The organism is Nitrosospira sp. NRS527, assembly GCF_018406445.1.
Lineage (GTDB): Bacteria > Pseudomonadota > Gammaproteobacteria > Burkholderiales > Nitrosomonadaceae > Nitrosospira > Nitrosospira briensis.
Window position 1 is genome coordinate 2,250,972 of sequence record NZ_AP024515.1, and the last position, 17,101, is coordinate 2,268,072.

Annotated in this window: 13 protein-coding genes; 10 read left to right on the forward strand and 3 right to left on the reverse strand. The window is 52.1% G+C overall.

The annotated features are described in order from the left end of the window. Positions 1–2 precede the first annotated feature (2 nt). Together KJS40_RS10130 and KJS40_RS10135 are read left to right on the forward strand one after the other, a co-directional pair. The gene (locus KJS40_RS10130) at positions 3–797 is read left to right on the forward strand and encodes a thymidylate synthase (RefSeq protein WP_213537482.1); all 795 of its coding nucleotides are present in this window, start codon (positions 3–5) and stop codon (positions 795–797) included. Further along, a complete protein-coding gene (locus KJS40_RS10135; protein ID WP_213537484.1) occupies positions 794–1,354 on the forward strand; it encodes a dihydrofolate reductase in 561 nt (186 codons plus the stop codon). The genes KJS40_RS10130 and KJS40_RS10135 overlap by 4 nt, the downstream gene beginning before the upstream one ends. A gap of 64 nt (positions 1,355–1,418) precedes the next feature. Here the strand turns inward: KJS40_RS10135 and KJS40_RS10140 are convergent, their stop codons facing one another. From KJS40_RS10140 to apbC, 3 genes are all read right to left on the reverse strand, one after another. Next, positions 1,419–2,594 (reverse strand): type III PLP-dependent enzyme, encoded by a 1,176-nt coding sequence (locus KJS40_RS10140; protein ID WP_213537491.1) that lies wholly within the window; start codon positions 2,592–2,594, stop codon positions 1,419–1,421. A 411-nt stretch (positions 2,595–3,005) separates the two neighbouring features. Beyond that, entirely contained in the window at positions 3,006–3,572 is a 567-nt protein-coding gene (gene dcd, locus KJS40_RS10145) for a dCTP deaminase (RefSeq protein WP_025041641.1), read from the reverse strand. Between the two features lie 103 nt (positions 3,573–3,675). Further along, positions 3,676–4,764, reverse strand: coding sequence for an iron-sulfur cluster carrier protein ApbC (apbC, locus tag KJS40_RS10150; protein ID WP_213537492.1), 1,089 nt, complete (start codon positions 4,762–4,764; stop codon positions 3,676–3,678). A 252-nt stretch (positions 4,765–5,016) separates the two neighbouring features. Between apbC and metG the strand changes: the two genes are divergently transcribed. From metG to KJS40_RS10190, 8 genes are all read left to right on the forward strand, one after another. Continuing rightward, positions 5,017–7,209, forward strand: a complete 2,193-nt coding sequence (metG, locus tag KJS40_RS10155) for a methionine--tRNA ligase (protein WP_213537498.1) — start codon at positions 5,017–5,019, stop codon at positions 7,207–7,209. 795 nt (positions 7,210–8,004) lie between these two features. Next, positions 8,005–9,879 carry a TonB-dependent receptor plug domain-containing protein gene (locus KJS40_RS10160; protein WP_244859539.1) on the forward strand — a complete coding sequence of 625 codons (1,875 nt, stop codon included), beginning with the start codon at positions 8,005–8,007 and terminating at the stop codon, positions 9,877–9,879. 78 nt (positions 9,880–9,957) lie between these two features. Then, a complete protein-coding gene (gene moeB, locus KJS40_RS10165) occupies positions 9,958–11,130 on the forward strand; it encodes a molybdopterin-synthase adenylyltransferase MoeB (RefSeq protein WP_213537501.1) in 1,173 nt (390 codons plus the stop codon). Between the two features lie 171 nt (positions 11,131–11,301). Continuing rightward, on the forward strand, positions 11,302–11,745 hold the full coding sequence (locus KJS40_RS10170) for a M67 family metallopeptidase (protein ID WP_053111351.1): 444 nt from the start codon (positions 11,302–11,304) through the stop codon (positions 11,743–11,745). A gap of 217 nt (positions 11,746–11,962) precedes the next feature. Then, positions 11,963–12,238 (forward strand): MoaD/ThiS family protein, encoded by a 276-nt coding sequence (locus KJS40_RS10175; RefSeq protein ID WP_213537503.1) that lies wholly within the window; start codon positions 11,963–11,965, stop codon positions 12,236–12,238. 31 nt (positions 12,239–12,269) lie between these two features. Next, positions 12,270–14,174, forward strand: coding sequence for a CoA transferase (locus tag KJS40_RS10180; RefSeq protein ID WP_213537504.1), 1,905 nt, complete (start codon positions 12,270–12,272; stop codon positions 14,172–14,174). Continuing rightward, the gene (locus KJS40_RS10185) at positions 14,171–15,844 is read left to right on the forward strand and encodes a class I adenylate-forming enzyme family protein (protein WP_213537506.1); all 1,674 of its coding nucleotides are present in this window, start codon (positions 14,171–14,173) and stop codon (positions 15,842–15,844) included. Before KJS40_RS10180 ends, KJS40_RS10185 begins: the two co-directional genes overlap by 4 nt. After that, complete coding sequence (locus tag KJS40_RS10190; protein WP_213537508.1) at positions 15,838–17,040, forward strand: acyl-CoA dehydrogenase family protein; 1,203 nt, start codon at positions 15,838–15,840, stop codon at positions 17,038–17,040. Before KJS40_RS10185 ends, KJS40_RS10190 begins: the two co-directional genes overlap by 7 nt. Positions 17,041–17,101 lie beyond the last annotated feature (61 nt).

Below are 17,101 nucleotides of genomic sequence, written 5' to 3' on the forward strand. Positions count from 1 at the left end.
TAATGCGCCAATATCTTGAACTCATGCAGCACGTGCTCGAGCACGGACACAAGAAATCGGATCGCACGGGTACGGGCACACTTTCCGTATTTGGGCACCAGATGCGCTTTGCGTTATCGGAAGGCTTGCCGCTGGTGACGACCAAGAAATGTCATTTGAAGTCCATCATTTATGAACTGTTGTGGTTTTTGCGCGGCGATACCAACATCAGGTACCTCAACGACAACGGCGTTTCCATCTGGAACGAGTGGGCTGACGAGAATGGCGATCTGGGCCCGATATACGGCCGTCAGTGGCGATCCTGGCCGGTAGAGGGGGGAGGCCATATCGATCAGTTCATGCAGGTAATCGAGCAGATCAGGCGTACCCCCGATTCGCGGCGCATGCTTGTTTCTTCCTGGAACGTGGGTGAGCTATCCCGGATGAAATTGGCGCCGTGCCACGCCTTGTTTCAGTTCTACGTGGTTGACGGCATGCTCTCCTGCCAGCTCTATCAGCGTAGCGCCGATATCTTCCTGGGTGTGCCATTCAATATTGCGTCGTACGCCCTGCTGACCTTGATGGTAGCGCAAGTCTGCAATCTAAAACCCGGTGATTTCGTGCACACCTTGGGGGATGCGCACCTTTACCTCAACCATTTGACGCAAGCCCGGGAACAATTAAACCGGAAGCCGAGGCCTCTGCCCATGATGAAATTGAATCCGGCGGTCAACAGCATTTTTGATTTCAGGTATGAGGATTTTATGCTGGAAGGTTATGATCCTCATCCGGCCATCAGGGCGCCAGTCGCGATATGAGCGTTCGACTCTCCGCTTTGGTGGCAACGGCACAAAACCGAGTCATCGGCAAAAACAACGAAATGCCGTGGCGGTTGCCGCCCGATCTGAAGCGCTTCAAGACGCTTACCATGGGGCATCCCATTATCATGGGGCGCAAAACCTATGAATCCATCGGCAGACCTCTGCCCGGGCGTACCTGTATTATTGTTACAAGCCAAACTGGATACGAAGTTCAGGGCGCTATCGTCGTGCATTCAATAGCTGAAGCGTTGACAGCCTGCCACGATGACAAAGGAAACGAAGCTAAGCCCGTAGCGACGCGTGATACGGAAAGCTTTGTCATCGGCGGGGCCGAAATATTCCAGCAAATGTTGCCGCTGTGCGACCGATTGTATGTTACTGAAATTCAGAGGAATTTCGATGGAGACGTGCTATTTCCTGAATTCAATCACGAAGAATGGAAGGAAACGTCTCGGGAAAAACACCGCTGGGATGACAACGGCCTGGAATACCATTTTGTGGTATTTGACCGAAAAACAGGCAAAGGAACTTTGCCCGGCGGTTATACTGGATGATGCTTAAAAACAATGGCGGGACCCACTCGTTGGGTCCCGCCATTGTGTACCCTACAATCAGCAGTTAGAGAACAACCACATCCGGTAGTGGAAAACCATTGAAATTGCTGGCGTAGGCGGTAGTGTAAGCACCGGCATTGGGAATGTAGATAAAATCCCCTTCCTGGATATCTTCCGGCAGCATTTCATCGCGCATCAGAATATCCACCGAATCGCAGGTCGGCCCGGCGACGCACCATGGAATGTCGTGCCCGCTGCGGTCGGAAAGAATTTCATAGCGTAGACCTTCGGTGACTTCGATCACGCCGCCAAACATACCCGCGTCCCAATACATCCAGCGCTTACCATTGCGAGTAGCTGTGCCTACCACGCGGCAAACAAAATAAGCTGCATCGGATACCAGATAGCGCCCCGGCTCGGCCATGATACGAATTTCTTTCGGCAGATCCGCGATGGCCGCATTCACCACGTCACCTATTATCTCTATTGACGGGATGGGCTTGATATGACGAACGGGATAGCCGCCGCCGATATTGAGTAAGCGGGGCGATAAGCCAACCCGGCGCATGTCCGCAAAAACCTTTTTGGCCCGCTCGATGCCCACTCGCCAATTCTGCGGATTACGGCATTGTGAACCGACATGGAAAGTCACGCCCGCAAGATCGGCCTTGAGTTTTACCGCTTCATTGATGATGCCCTTGATCTCGGCGGCGTGCGTACCGAATTTGCCGGCCAGTGGCCAATCGCTGCCGATGTTCGGCGTGTCTATGCGCAGATACATCTTCGCGTCAGGCTTGACGCTCACAATCTTGCGTAGTTCCTCGACACTATCCAGCACATACCATTCCACACCTTTTGATGCCGCATATTCCAGATAAGCGCGCGACTTCATCGGATTACTGTAATAAATTTCCGCAGCGGGAACGCCCAGGCTGAGCAAAAGATCCAGTTCCGAGATAGAGGCGATTTCAAACCCGACGCCTTCTTCGATCAGGGCGCTGAGTACGCGTGGATCCGGATTCGCCTTCACCGCATAGTGCGGCTGCACCTGTGGCATGGCAGCTTTGAATCGGCGGGCTTTAGTGCGGACAATATGGCTGTCAACCAGCAGAAACGGCTTGCTGTAGCCTTTTTTCAAGGCTGCCTGGACATGTTCAAAATCCAGTTTGACTTCGGGATGGGTGTCGAATATTTCTTCGGCATCTACTTTGCGCCGTAGGGCCGTGGTACGCATTTGCATGAGAGTCTTCCTTCTTTAAAGACGCTACGTGACGGGAGTATGAATATTTACCAGGTCAGCCGGGACGAAGTAGTTTGCTTTGCTTTTCATGATGACCTCCTATTCCTGATTACACATTCGTAAAAAAGCGGATTATAAACTTCATTCCGCTGGAATCAAGCGTTTTTTTCGGCTCGAAAAAAAATCATATACCCATCTGGAACGGTTGCAAAAAAACCACCTTGGCAACTCGTCATAATTGACGACGCCAGGAGAGAATCCACAAGCCACATCAGGGTTAAATATTTATTTACAACAAAGACTTACGATTTTTTTTGGCACACATCGGGCACAAGGCGAGTTGATCGAGCCTTGCTGCATTTATTACAGGCATCGGACAATTGGCCGAGGTGCGGCCATTGCTGAAAAAAATCAGATTTTCGGTAGCGTCACACCGTGCTGCCCCTGATATTTTCCACCCCGGTCTTTATACGAAACCTCGCATACTTCATCGGACTCGAAGAAGATCACCTGAGCTACTCCTTCATTCGCATAAATCTTTGCGGGAAGCGGTGTCGTGTTGGAAAATTCCAGTGTGACATAACCTTCCCACTCCGGCTCAAATGGGGTGACGTTGACAATAATGCCGCAACGCGCATAGGTGGATTTGCCGAGGCAGATGGTAAGCACATTGCGCGGGATGCGGAAATACTCGACGGTGCGCGCGAGTGCAAAGGAATTGGGCGGGATAAGGCAAACGTCGCCCTTCACGTCGACAAAGGAATTCGAATCAAAATTCTTGGGGTCGACAATAACGGAGTTTATATTGGTAAACAGCTTGAATTCATCCGAGCAACGAATATCGTAGCCGTAACTCGATGTCCCGTATGAAACGATCCGGTGGCCATTGGCGTGCTTGACCTGATTGGGCTCGAAGGGCTCGATCATGCGGTGTTCCGCCGCCATGCGGCGAATCCACTTATCCGACTTTATGGTCATTTTTAAAAAGAAGAAGAGAATGCCGGGAGTATGTCAGTCGTGAATGGGATGAGCGTACGCAGACGCGCGCGCCCTCATCCATTCGTTTGTTTTCCTGGGGAAATCAAGTATCCTCGATTACGATCTTCGCAAACAGCGCTGAATGATCCAGCGATAATTCATCGACCTTGACTGCGATGCGACGCGCAATGCTGCGATAAGTCCCCGCTATTTTCCCGCCTGGATCCGCGACAACCGTCGGCATACCGGAGTCGGTATGTTTGCGGATTTTTATGTCGAGCGGCAAGGACCCAAGGAATTCGACCTCATAATCCTTGCACATTTTCTCCCCACCACCGGCGCCGAAAATATGCTCCTCGTGACCGCATTGTGAGCAGATGTGAGTGCTCATATTCTCGACAATTCCGATGATGGGAATACCCACTTTCTGAAACATCTTCAGTCCTTTGCGTGCATCGAGCAGTGCAATGTCCTGAGGGGTGGTAACGATGACGGCGCCCGTAACCGGTACTTTCTGCGCAAGCGTCAACTGGATGTCGCCGGTTCCCGGCGGCATGTCCACGATAAGATAATCTACATCTTTCCACCGGGTATCGCTCAACAACTGCTGCAATGCTTGCGTAACCATCGGTCCGCGCCATACCATCGGCGTTTCCACGTCAATCAAAAAACCGATTGATATGGCCTGAATGCCATGTGCCTTCATCGGTTCCATGGTCTTGCCGTCAAGGGATTCGGGACGGCCGGCAATACCCAGCATCTGGGGCTGCGAAGGGCCGTAAATGTCGGCGTCGAGGATGCCGACGGAAGCGCCCTCCGCGGCAAGCGCCAGTGCCAGATTGACCGCCGTGGCGGACTTGCCCACCCCACCCTTTCCGGACGCTACCGCGATGATATTCTTGACCCCCGGAATGAGCTTTACGCCACGCTGCACGCTATGAGCTACGATCTTGCTCGTGACGTCGACATGCACGTTACCAATACCGGGAATACTTTTGAGCTTGTCAACCGTCTGCTTGCGTATACTTTCCACCACGCTTTTTGCCGGGTAACCCAGCACGATATCAAGCGAGACGTTATCGCCCTCTATTTTGAGATTACGTGCTTCATTGCCGGTTACGTAATCCTTACCCGTGCTGAGGTCGATAATTTCCCTGAGGACAGACTGTATTTGCTGTTCCGTGATAGGCACGTCTGCATACTCCTTTATCTGCGGCACAAATGATGACTTCGAATATTAACAAATATCCAGGTCGAGAGTCTGCCGAGATGAAGATAAAGCGTCCACCCGTCATGCAGAACCGACCGGAACCAATTCTTATGGCTTGAAGAAAACAGGGCTCACTCCGCCCTGGTCAATAAACAACTGTTTCCTTCAGTTCAACAGGTTGCCGGGCTTACAGTTTGTTACAATCACGTTTGGTGCAATCTCTATAGGCAATTGATGAACAAGCGAAAAATTCTGGTTACTTCAGCGCTACCCTACGCTAACGGCAGCATCCATCTCGGGCATCTGGTGGAATACATTCAGACAGACATCTGGGTCCGTTTCCAGAAAATGCAAGGCCATGAGGTACATTATGTGTGTGCCGACGACACTCACGGCACGCCGATCATGCTGCGCGCCGAACAGGAAGGCATTACGCCCAAGCAGTTGATAGACCGCGTATGGCAAGAGCATAAGGCCGATTTTGATGGCTTTCATATTGATTTTGACAATTATTACACCACGGATGCGCCCGAGAACCAGGCATTTTGCGAGGATATCTATCGTCAGCTCGAAGCAAAGGATCTGATCGTCAAGCGCTCCGTCGAGCAGTTTTATGATCCGGTGAAGCGGATGTTTTTACCGGACCGGTATATCAAGGGAGAATGCCCGAATTGCCATGCCAAGGAGCAATACGGCGATTCGTGCGAGGCATGCGGGGCCACATATTCGCCAACTGATTTGATCGATCCTTACTCCGCCGTTTCGGGAGCAAAACCGGAACGCCGCGCTTCCAAACATCACTTCTTCAAGCTTTCGGATCCCCGTTGCAAGGCTTTCCTCAATGGTTGGGTTTTTGAATCATTTTCGAGCCAGTCCGGCGCCAACCCCGAAATGAAGCCACGACTCCAACCCGAAGCTGCCAACAAGATGAATGAATGGCTTTCAGCGGGCTTGACGGACTGGGATATTTCCCGTGATGCGCCCTATTTCGGCTTTCCGATACCCGGTACCGCCGGCAAGAAATTTTTCTATGTCTGGCTGGATGCACCCGTCGGCTACTTCGGCAGCTTCGAAAATTACTTCAAACAGAAGCAAAAATCTCAAGCCGAGATCGATGAATTTCTTCGGCCCGGCGGCAACACCGAAATGGTGCATTTTATCGGTAAGGATATTCTCTACTTTCACGCGCTGTTTTGGCCCGCGATGCTGGAATTCTCGGGCTATCGCACGCCAACCCAGATCTATGCTCATGGATTCCTTACCGTTAACGGGCAAAAAATGTCGAAGTCGCGTGGGACGTTCATTACTGCGGACAGCTATCTCAAACAGGACTTGAATCCAGAATGGCTACGCTATTATTACGCCGCCAAGCTCAACGACAGTATGGAAGATATCGATCTCAATTTCGATGATTTCATCGCGCGGGTCAACAGCGACCTGGTAGGCAAATACATCAATATAGCCAGTAGATGCGCCGGATTTATCACCAGGAAATTCGACGGGAGGCTTACGCACACTATCTCCGAAGCGAACCGAAAATGGTTCAATCAGTTTCTTTTCTGCCAGCTTGGCGAAGGGGATACGTTCCTAGGGCGTCATACCTCCATTGCGAATTTTTATGATCGCAGGGAATTCGGCAAAGCCATAAAGGAAATAATGCTGGCAGCGGACGTTGCCAATCAATACGTGGATCGAACGAAGCCATGGCTTCTGGCAAAAAATGATGAAAACGACCGGGAATTGCATGAGGTGTGCAGTGTTGCGTTGAACATGTTCCGCATTCTCACCGTTTACCTGAAACCGGTCCTGCCGAAACTTGCCGCACAAGCGGAGCAATTTCTGGGGGTAAACCCTCTCATCTGGAAGGATGCAAATTCGCAGAACAGACTGTTAGCGGACGGGCACCGGATCAACGACTACAAACATCTGATGACTCGCCTCGACGTCAAACAGATCGAGATGCTTATCGATGCCAATAAAGAAAGCCTGAAGCCAACAGTACAGCCACCACAAACCACACAAACTGTGCAAGCGGTGAAAAAAAGCCCAGTCGCTCACTCCATCCCTGCAACGGATGGAACGGGTATCAAAAGCACCGTAGCGGCATCGATTACAATTGATGATTTCGGCAAGATCGACCTCAGGGTGGCGAAAATTATCAATGCCGAACACGTAGAAGGCGCGGATAAACTATTGAAGCTCACGCTGGATATCGGAGCGGAACAGCGTACCGTTTTCGCAGGAATAAAATCCGCCTATGATCCTGAACAGCTCACCGGCCGCCTGACCGTCATGGTAGCCAACCTTGCGCCACGCAAGATGAAATTCGGCATATCCGAAGGAATGGTGCTGGCCGCGGGTGATGGCGATGGGCCTTATCTTCTCTCTCCCGATGAAGGCGCACGGCCGGGAATGAAAATAAAATAGCGCTGCGGCTGGCAATAAAGAAAAAGATCAAGTTTCGAGATCGAAGGTCATACGCTCGAGCGGAATCATAGGTCGCATAGGATACCCGAGCGCGTCCATTATGCCATATGATTTTTAGTAACGCCGTGGCGAACATCGCTTCACTCCGGCTGATTCACAAAAATCCCAAAAATTCGGCCCACTGACCCAGTCCGCTGATTCATTCCCAAGCGGGATCGCACTCCCCTGCTTCTAGCAGCCTCTCGGACTTAAAGGAAATCGGCTGCAAAAGCGTCTGGCCGGTTCATATCCTCACCCAGTCACTTTTTCGCTGCGACTCTTCAAGTCCGAGAGGCTGCCAGGGCATCCCAAACTCATAAAGTCACTCTTGGCCACGGCTATTCCCGGTAGTACCTATTTGAAATTTTTGAGTAAAGCATAACACTAGAACGCATGTCGCCAGCGAGTGCGGCAATATGCCACATGCGACAATATGCCACATTCCTAATTTCATAAATTTGTTTTACATTTCCCATCAGCACGCACATGAGCGTTTTGCGGTAGCGCTTAGGGAGGCTGGGATCAGCCCGGCATATGGCGCTTCTCGGCCTCGCCGCCGTAAGCTGTTTTTCTGGCACTGCGAAAAGCACATTCCAATTGATGACGCCGACATACTATGAGTCATTACAGGATATGGTAGTGACATTAGCCGGCTGCGTCCTTTGACGCAACCATTCAAGAAAAAGAATAAAAATGAGAATGAGAAATATTGCATTGACCATAACGTTCGTAACAACAGTTTTTTCAGGGTTTACGATGGCACAGACTACGACGCAATCCTCAACTACCGCGCTGACTCCCGTCGTTGTGACGTCCAATCCAATCATTGATCGCGTGCGCATCGATCCGTTTTCAAGCACATCCGCGGTGGTCACCGAAAGCCAGCTTCGCGATCAGAATGCGTTCGATCTCGCGGCCGCGCTGCGCCGCACCCCAGGGGTGCAAATAACACGGTACAACCCGGTGGGTGCTTTTGGTGGCGATCAAGGCGGCGCGGTCTTTATACGCGGAATGGGTGTCAGCCGACCCGGCAGTGAAATCAAGACTTACATTGACGGCGTTCCATTTTACATGGGCGTCTGGAACCATCCATTGCTCGATCTATTGCCGGTCAATGGCATGCAATCCATTACCGTCTACAAAAGCCCCCAACCTCAAATCAACGGTAATAACTTTGCGTCGATCAATCTGGAAACCAAGCGCGCAACCGAGGATGGCATACAGGCAGGCGCAAGGATTTCCGGAGGCTATTTCAACACCTTTATCGAGCAAGCAGATCTGGTTGGCCGCAAAGGTGATGTGGATTTCATGCTGGCGCAAGGCCACGCCCAGTCGGATGGCCAGCGACTCAATGCGAGCGGCGAACTGAATAATGTGATGGGCCGCATCGGCATGTGGCTCGGGGCAAACTGGTCGGTTGGCACAAGCTTTCTTTTTGTCACCAATACCGCGCGCGATCCAGGCGATGACCGGTTGCCGAGACCCGCCGTGGCGCCGCAATACAACACCCAGGCAGGATTGGTCTCCGCTTTTATATCGCATCGTCACAATGACTGGCGCGGCGATCTACGTTTTTATTACAGCAAGGGGGAAGGTAACTGGCTGCATCAGTCCGGCCTGGATGGGGATACGCTCACCAATTTTGAAACAATAGGCGTGCGCTGGAAGGAGCAATTCTCTCTATGGAAGGGCAGCGCCATTGTTGCCGGACTGGACAGCGACTGGGTTTCGGGCAATGCGCGATTCAATAGAGTAGCCCCGGCGCCGCAGGATAGTTTTAATGCACCTACTTTCCGCATCACGTCCCCTTACATAGCATTGAGCCAAACGATCGAGCTGGGTAAAGGCTGGTCGCTTGTGCCGGCGGTTGGCATCCGGGTCTATGACCACAATATGTTCCGGACAAAGACGTCGCCACATGCGGGTCTCTCTCTGATATCAGACTGGATCACCCTCTTCGGCAATGTATCGCGCGGCATCAATTACCCGGGATTGGAGGCCCCCGTACTTTCCTCCGTGATACCCGCACTGGGGCAAAGCTGGAGACAACTTGCCGCGGAAGAGCTCGATCACGCCGAAGTCGGCTTCAAGCTGAATCCTTTCGAAACAACACAGATTGATGTCAGCGTATTTGCCGATCAGGTAAAAAATCGCTACATCTTCGGCTTCCCGCCCAACGTTCCGCCGCCGCCCCAGTTTCTGAATCTGGGCACCTATACCATACGCGGCACTGAAGTTGCGATTCGACAAAACATTACGCCCAACTGGACGGTTTTTGGCGGAATGACATTGCTTGATCCCAGCATCGATAATTTGCCGTATACGCCAAAGAGAGCCGTCACGGCGGGCTTGAGTGGGCAAATGGGGCCCATTCGCCTGACGGTCGATACCCAGTACCAATCAAGCGTACTGGCGCTCAATCGGCCGCGTGCGGCGGGAGCTGTCAACAGCGAGAGCGTTCATTCATTTGCGATCATGAATGCCCGCGTCTCTTACCAGTTGCCGCAGCTTGGCAAAAGAGGCGAAATTTTCGTGGCAATGGAAAATCTTCTGGATACCCGTTACGCCTATCGTCCGGGGTATCCCATGCCGGGGCGCTGGGGCCAGATCGGTTTTTCCGCAAGCTTCTGAATGGCAAGAGTAATGGATTCCTGTTGAACCTGCCGAATGTCGGTGATGAGCTTCTTGAATTAAACGTGGAGGTTTTTTATGCAATTATTACCATTAGTACACCCTTCTGAAGAATTAACCAGAGATGAAGTTTCACGGTACAGCCGCCATCTGCTGATTCCCGATGTCGGTGTGGAAGGACAAAAACGCCTCAAGAACAGTAAAGTTTTAGTGATAGGTGCCGGTGGTCTGGGGTCACCCGTGCTGCTGTATCTCGCGGCAGCCGGCGTCGGAACACTGGGAATCATCGACTTCGATGTCGTCGACGAATCCAATCTGCAAAGGCAAATCATTCATGGGCAATCGGATATCGGCAGGCTCAAGTCCAGGAGTGCGAAAGACTCAGTTAACGAGTTAAACCCCCATATTCACGTCCAGCTCCATAACGAACGCCTTGAAGTGACGAATGCCGTTGAGATAATTTCAGGGTACGACCTGGTTGTAGATGGGACGGATAATTTTTCTACCCGGTATCTTGTCAACGATGCCTGCGTGCTTGCGAAAAAACCATATGTATGGGGATCCATTTTTCGATTCGAAGGGCAGGCCTCCGTCTTCTGGGAGGATGCGCCGGATGGAGTGGGCTTGAACTATCGTGACCTGTACCCCGAGCCACCCCCATCGGAGATGGCGCCCTCATGTGCCGAAGGTGGCGTGTTAGGCATTCTCTGTGCCTCGATCGGCGCGATCATGGCGACAGAAGCCATTAAATTGATCACCGGCTTAGGCGAAACCCTGCTTGGGCGACTAGCCGTCTATGACGCGCTGGATATGACATACAAATTCATTCCCTTACAGCGCGCACCTGCGAGAACGCCTATAACCGGATTAATGGATTACCAGGAATTTTGCGGAGTGAAGCCGGCAGTCACAGAAAACATGACGAACCCCTTCATAATCAGTCCGCTGGAACTCAAGAAAATGCAGGATAGCGGTAAGGATATGCGGCTCATCGATGTTCGTGGAATCGAAGAATGGAACATTGTCCATATAAAAGGCGCCAATCATATTCCCAAAAATAAAATCATGACCGAAGAGGTTTTATCTCAACTCAACAAAGAGGATTTCATCGTAGTGCATTGCAAAATGGGTATCCGCTCGAGAGATGTTCTCGTGGAGATGAAAAAACAAGGCTTCACCAACGTCAAAAGCCTGGACGGTGGAATTCTAGCGTGGATCAGGGACGTCGATCAGTCGTTGCCCAGTTATTAGCCGAGCGGCTGACCGCTACTCCTGTCGCGATCGCTTCCCAAGCTGGTATCCAAACCACAAAATAAAACAATCGTTATTGGTTTAGACCGGATTCCGGGCCCAAGCCTGGAATAACGAATCCTCGTGTTTTCCCGCTACCTGAATAAACAATGTCATGGAGGTTAAAAAAATATGCTGACCATACACACCAAACTCGTTGAGGCAATGATTGCTCAAGCACATAAAGATCACCCCATCGAGACCTGTGGAATCATCGCTGGTCCCCAGGGATGCAATCTTCCATTGCGCCTGATCCCGATGCGTAACGCGGCTCGGTCGGCAGTATTTTTCAAGTTCGACCCCAATCAACAATTGCAGGTCTGGAGAGAAATGGAGGCACGGGACGAAGAACCTATCGTTATCTATCACTCCCACACTGACACGCAGGCCTATCCAAGCCGAACCGACGTCAAGTTTGCAGCCGAACTTCGGTCCCATTACGTCATCATTCCAACAAATCCCATTTACGGGGACGAAATTCGCAGTTTCCGGATTTGTGACGGCATGGTGACCGAGGAGCGAGTCAGAATGCTGGATTCATATAAATCGGAATGGGAACTGGCAATGGTGGCTTAAGCAATCTGCCTGGCAGCCTGTCGGACTTGAAAGAATCGCAGCGAAAAAGCGGCGAAATATGAACCGCCCAGACGCTTTTGCAGCCGCTTTACTTTAAGTCCGACAGGCTGCCAAGTCCCGCAATGCGCTTTAATTTCAATGCTGAAAGGCAAAATCCAGCCGCGTCACATCCAATTGCGGTTTCTTCAAAATCATAAAATCAGAAAAAGGAAAAAGCATGCAAGTTACTGTATACATCCCAACCATATTAAGGCCACTTACCGACAATCAAAAACGTCTCACAATTACCGGTTTCAACGTACTCGAAGTCATCGAACACATGGAGCAGCGGTATCCCGGCGTCAAAGAGAAACTGATCGCCGGAGGAAAGGCACACCGCTTCATCAATATATACGTGAACGACGATGACATTCGTTTTGCCAACGGCCTTTCAACCAGCCTGAGCGACGGCGACTCGTTAACCATTTTGCCTGCGGTTGCCGGTGGGTGCTGAACCGGCCTTACTCCACACATGAGGAATGAGTATGAATCGCGCATTAACCAGTTGTGTAATAACGGGCCCGCTAAAAAGCGCTGCCCCGGATTTTTCCGCGATAGCGTCCTCGCTTCTATACCAGTCCGGTACGCTGGGCATGAAAATCGAGGCAACCGAAAATTGCTCAAACAATGCAGCACTTTCTTTTGAATTCAAGACTCCGCATACCACACCCATAGCATGTAATGTAACCAGATGGGGTGATAGCTCCAAACAAGCTTCTGTGACAGAAAATATTATGCAGGCGGCTTGCGGATTGATGTCCGTCCACGGGCGGGCCAGCGGTGGATCCCAACCGCTGGGGTTGAATTACATTTCCACCCTGACCGCCGCTTTGGCGCTTCAGGGCGGGATTAGCGCTTCCATCGGCCAACTGCGCGGCCTCCCGGTGTCGAACAGCGACGTCTCGATGGCATCCGCAGCCCTGTTAAGCATGGGGCAGTATATCGCGGGCGCAACGGCTTCAGAGTCTCACGAGAGCCCAGGGTCAAGCCATGTCCCACAACCGGCCTGTCTCCCTTTCATTTCGCTGGATGGCGTCATCTTTGAACTTGAAACACTTGACGCCGGGCCTTGGCAAAAATTCTGGTCCGAGATCGGTGTAAGTTCAACAGTCGCCGGCAAAGGATGGACTGCTTTTTTGCTGCGATATGCCAAAGCCATTTCCCCTCTGCCTGATGAGTTATTCAACGCAATATCAAACATTACGTATCACCGCATCTCCCAGATATGTGCCAGAACCGGTATGGCTATTTGTCCCGTGCGATCCATAAATGATAGAGCCCAGGACGAAGACAGCCGGCATGTATGGCTTCAAGGCCCGTGGGAGTTCCTTTTCGAGACGCGTCTCAAGGACAAATGGGACGGATGGGACGGATGGTCAAGTCGTTCCACGGGTAATTTACCGTTAAGCGGACTCACCGTCATCGAATCGTGCCGGCGTATCCAGGGCCCTCTTGCCGGGCACCTGCTGGCGCTCCTGGGCGCGGAGGTCATCCGGATAGAGCCACCGGGCGGAGATCCTTTGCGAGGCATGCCACCAATAGCAGGTGATTGTTCAGCACGATTCGATGCGCTCAACCGTTTTAAAACTATTCGAGAAGTCGATATCAAATCCCTGGCCGGACAAACAGAAGTCAAAGAACTGGTGCAACGTGCCGACGTCTTTCTGCATAACTGGGCGCCTGGCAAAGCGGTACTGCTAAATCTCGACCATGAAGATCTGGCTGCAACCAATCCATCCCTGGTTTACGCCTATGCCGGTGGTTGGGCAACGGACAGCGCGACACACTCTCCCTCCAGCCAAATGCCCGGCACAGACTTCATGGCGCAAGCCTACTCCGGGATCGCCAAAAAGATCGCGGAAACCTCCGACACGCGTGGCGGGTCCTTATTTACGATACTCGATGTGCTCGGGGGTGTTGTTGCGGCACAAGGGATCACTATCGCGCTGCTCAATCGATGTATGAATAATATGAGCGCGAAGGTCACGTCATCGTTAATGAGCGCGGCAACGCTTCTGTGTGCGGATGATTTTCAGCGCCTATATGAGCTGCCGAGCTCAGCTTCAGCTTCAAAAAGCATTATTGACGCCATCTATGCCACTAAACGGGGAAAAATTGCGGTTGAATGTCGCGATTTAAAGACTGCGGTGCGATTAGCCGAAGCCCTGGGTGCCGCTATCGTTATTGAAGAAGACAATTTTCAGGATTGCTTGAGCGACTGGTTCCTTTCAAGAACGGCGGATGAGTGGGCAGGTATCCTTGAACATGCAGGCGTTCCCTCAGCCGTTGTCATTGAAGACCTTGCAGACCTGCAAACCATGGCACATCTGCAGCCGACCCTGACCCCCGGGGCTTATACGAAAGTCAATTCCCCCTGGAGCTTCAAATGAACCATTCCGGGATCACGGATCTGGTTCCTGCCGAGGTTCGCAGCCTGTGGGCCCGGAATGGAACCTATCCCAATAAATCGTTGTACGAGTTGTTCCGCGAGCATGTGAGGCAGCATCCCGACACCCCGGCGGTGATGTCCCTCGACCACACCATCACATACGAAGGGTTATCGAACAAGGTGCTTCGCCTTGCTGCAAGTTTCAAGGCGCTGGGAATCGTTCCCGGAGATGTCGTTGCATACCAGCTCCACAACACCTGGCATAGCTGTGCCATCGATCTCGCTGCTGCGGCGCTTGGTGCGATCGTAGCGCCCTTCCCGCTCGGTCGCGGTCGCCTCGATATCCAGTCTTTGCTGAGAAGGTGTGATGCACGTGTAATTATTATCGAAGGGCAATACGCCAAGATCGACCTGTGCGAACTTATCGAATCGCTGCGCCCAACCCTGCTGTCACTTCGTATTCTCATCGTTGACGGTAAAGCCACCCGGGAAGGCTGGCACACGCTGGATGATCTATTTCTAGCCGAGCCCATTGAAACTGATAAGTTGCCGACAGTTTCCCCCGATTCGCCCGTTCGCTTCCTGATCTCATCCGGGACGGAATCCGAGCCAAAATGGATTGCTTATTCTCACAACGCGCTGGCTGGTGGACGGGGACGCTTTCTACAACACATACATCCTGACGGCAGTTCTTTCAAAGGTCTTTACCTGATGCCGCTAGGCACGGCATTTGGGTCAACCGCGACATTCGGTATTTTATCCTGGCTTGGCGGATCCGTTGTCGTCATGCGGCAATTCGATGTCGCGGCTGCCATTCAAACTATTGCGGAACTGAAGCCTACCTATATATTTGGGGTTCCGACAATGTTTCAGCGCATCGCCGCCGACCCGGCATTATCGAAAACCGATACTTCCAGCCTGATCGCCATCATCAGCGGTGGCGCGAAAATCGATTCCGCCTCGATTCGCCGCTGTACCGAGGCGTTTGGATGTGGTTTTATCAGCCTATACGGTTCAGCGGACGGCGTTAATTGCCACACCACGCTTGACGACGATCTGGAAACCGTTTTTTTCAAGGCGGGCCGGCCTCAGCCCGACGTTTGTTCCATCCGGATAGTGGATGACCAGAAACAGGAAGTTCCACAGGGTTGCGTGGGTGAAATCACAGCCAGGGGGCCAATAAGCCCAATGCAATATGTCAATGCGCCCGATCTGGACGCCCTATATCGAGACGAGGATGGATGGGTTTATACCGGAGACCTGGGACTTATTGACGATGATGGGTATCTGGTGCTTTCGGGGCGTAAAAAAGACATCATTATTCGCGGTGGCGTCAATATCAGTCCTGCACAAATCGAAAACATTGCCGTTTCCCATCCGGCTGTCGTGAGCGCTGCCTGTATACCGGTTGCCGATCCGGACCTGGGGCACCGCGTTTGCCTCTGCTTGGCATTGCGGGATGGAGCAGAACGTCCCTCGCTATCGCAATTCACCCGCTACTTGTGCAACCAAGGTCTGGAGATCGCCAAGCTTCCGGAATACTTGCGCTATTACCGGCAGTTACCGCTCAGCCCAGCGGGAAAGATCGATAAAAAACAGTTGACCGCGGAAATAGAATTTACCCGGCCTATCGCTGACCCAAGCGTTACTCATGGGGCGAACCAATGTTGAGCGCACATGAAAAATCAACTCATACGGAGTCGGCGAGAGCGCTGTCGAGCAAGGTGAGAAAGTTTGTCGATGAAATGATTATCCCGAACGAATCACAATTGGCTCAAGACGGCGAAGGATCAACCCGACTGCAATCGGAACTGACTGAAAAAGCAAGGCATGCCGGACTATGGGGTTTATTTTATCCGCCCTCGCATGGTGGAAAAATAGCTTCACTGGAAGACTACCTGATCGTTGCCGAGCAGGAAGGACGAACGGAATTCTCCCCGGCAATCTTCGGTAGCCACTCAGCGCTTGATGCGCATATGCTCCTGAAATTTGGAACCGATGAAGTCCGCAAGCGCTTCCTCGAACCCATGGCGCTCGGGAAAGCCGCCCCCAGTTACGGCATGACGGAACCGGGGCATGGCGGGTCCTTTCCCGGCCTGATAACGACATACGCATATCTGTCAAACGGGAGCTGGACTATCAACGGCAGAAAATGGTTTGTCAGCAATACGGACCGGGCGACATTCATCACTGTGCTGGCACGTACTGGCGGGGAAGACATCGCGCTCGGCAAAGCGCTGTCGATGATTGTCGTCCCGACTGATTCGCCGGGATTCAGGATCGAGCGCCGGATCACCATGATGGGCCGCTCGCTGGATCAAGGCGAGATTTCTTTTAGCGACGTACAGGTCCCTGAGCATAATCTGCTGGGAGCCTGCGGCAGCGGTATCGAATTAATGGGTCAGCGGCTGAGCGTCGGCAGATTGCTTCGTGCGATGAACTGGGTGGGACTGGCACAGCGATGTTTCGATTTGATGGGGGCTCGAATCAATTCGGAGCGTGGCAGATCCGCTCGATTACCTGAGAAACAGCTGGTGCGCCAACATATTGTCAACGCGTATCAGGCTATTGCGAGTGCGCGTGAACTGATTCGGGTCGCCGCGAGAGGCGTCGACGCCCAGCGTTCAAATAATATCGAGATCAATGTCGCCAAAATAGCAGCATCACAAGCTTTGTGCATCGCATCGGACTCGGCGGTACAGATTCACGGTGCTGAAGGCATCAGTGATCTGACCCCACTTTCCGATATTTATAGAATCGCACGCACGTCACGCATTCTTGACGGTACAGACGAGTCGCTTATCAGTTCCGTGGGCCGCCGACTCATCAATTTATATAAAGAAGAGGGCACATATCATTTTGCCTGATTCAATCTCGATAAATCCGTCAAATTTCTCCAGCGACTTACTGTGCGGGTGCAGCATGCAG

Bases quoted from the DNA above. Each gene is read 5' to 3' on its own strand.
- KJS40_RS10130 (WP_213537482.1), top strand. From the start codon at position 3: ATGCGCCAATATCTTGAACTCATGCAGCACGTGCTCGAGCACGGACAC.
- KJS40_RS10135 (WP_213537484.1), top strand. From the start codon at position 794: ATGAGCGTTCGACTCTCCGCTTTGGTGGCAACGGCACAAAACCGAGTC.
- KJS40_RS10140 (WP_213537491.1), bottom strand. From the start codon at position 2,594: ATGCAAATGCGTACCACGGCCCTACGGCGCAAAGTAGATGCCGAAGAA.
- dcd (WP_025041641.1), bottom strand. From the start codon at position 3,572: ATGACCATAAAGTCGGATAAGTGGATTCGCCGCATGGCGGCGGAACAC.
- metG (WP_213537498.1), top strand. From the start codon at position 5,017: ATGAACAAGCGAAAAATTCTGGTTACTTCAGCGCTACCCTACGCTAAC.
- KJS40_RS10160 (WP_244859539.1), top strand. From the start codon at position 8,005: ATGGCACAGACTACGACGCAATCCTCAACTACCGCGCTGACTCCCGTC.
- moeB (WP_213537501.1), top strand. From the start codon at position 9,958: ATGCAATTATTACCATTAGTACACCCTTCTGAAGAATTAACCAGAGAT.
- KJS40_RS10170 (WP_053111351.1), top strand. From the start codon at position 11,302: ATGCTGACCATACACACCAAACTCGTTGAGGCAATGATTGCTCAAGCA.
- KJS40_RS10175 (WP_213537503.1), top strand. From the start codon at position 11,963: ATGCAAGTTACTGTATACATCCCAACCATATTAAGGCCACTTACCGAC.
- KJS40_RS10180 (WP_213537504.1), top strand. From the start codon at position 12,270: ATGAATCGCGCATTAACCAGTTGTGTAATAACGGGCCCGCTAAAAAGC.
- KJS40_RS10185 (WP_213537506.1), top strand. From the start codon at position 14,171: ATGAACCATTCCGGGATCACGGATCTGGTTCCTGCCGAGGTTCGCAGC.
- KJS40_RS10190 (WP_213537508.1), top strand. From the start codon at position 15,838: ATGTTGAGCGCACATGAAAAATCAACTCATACGGAGTCGGCGAGAGCG.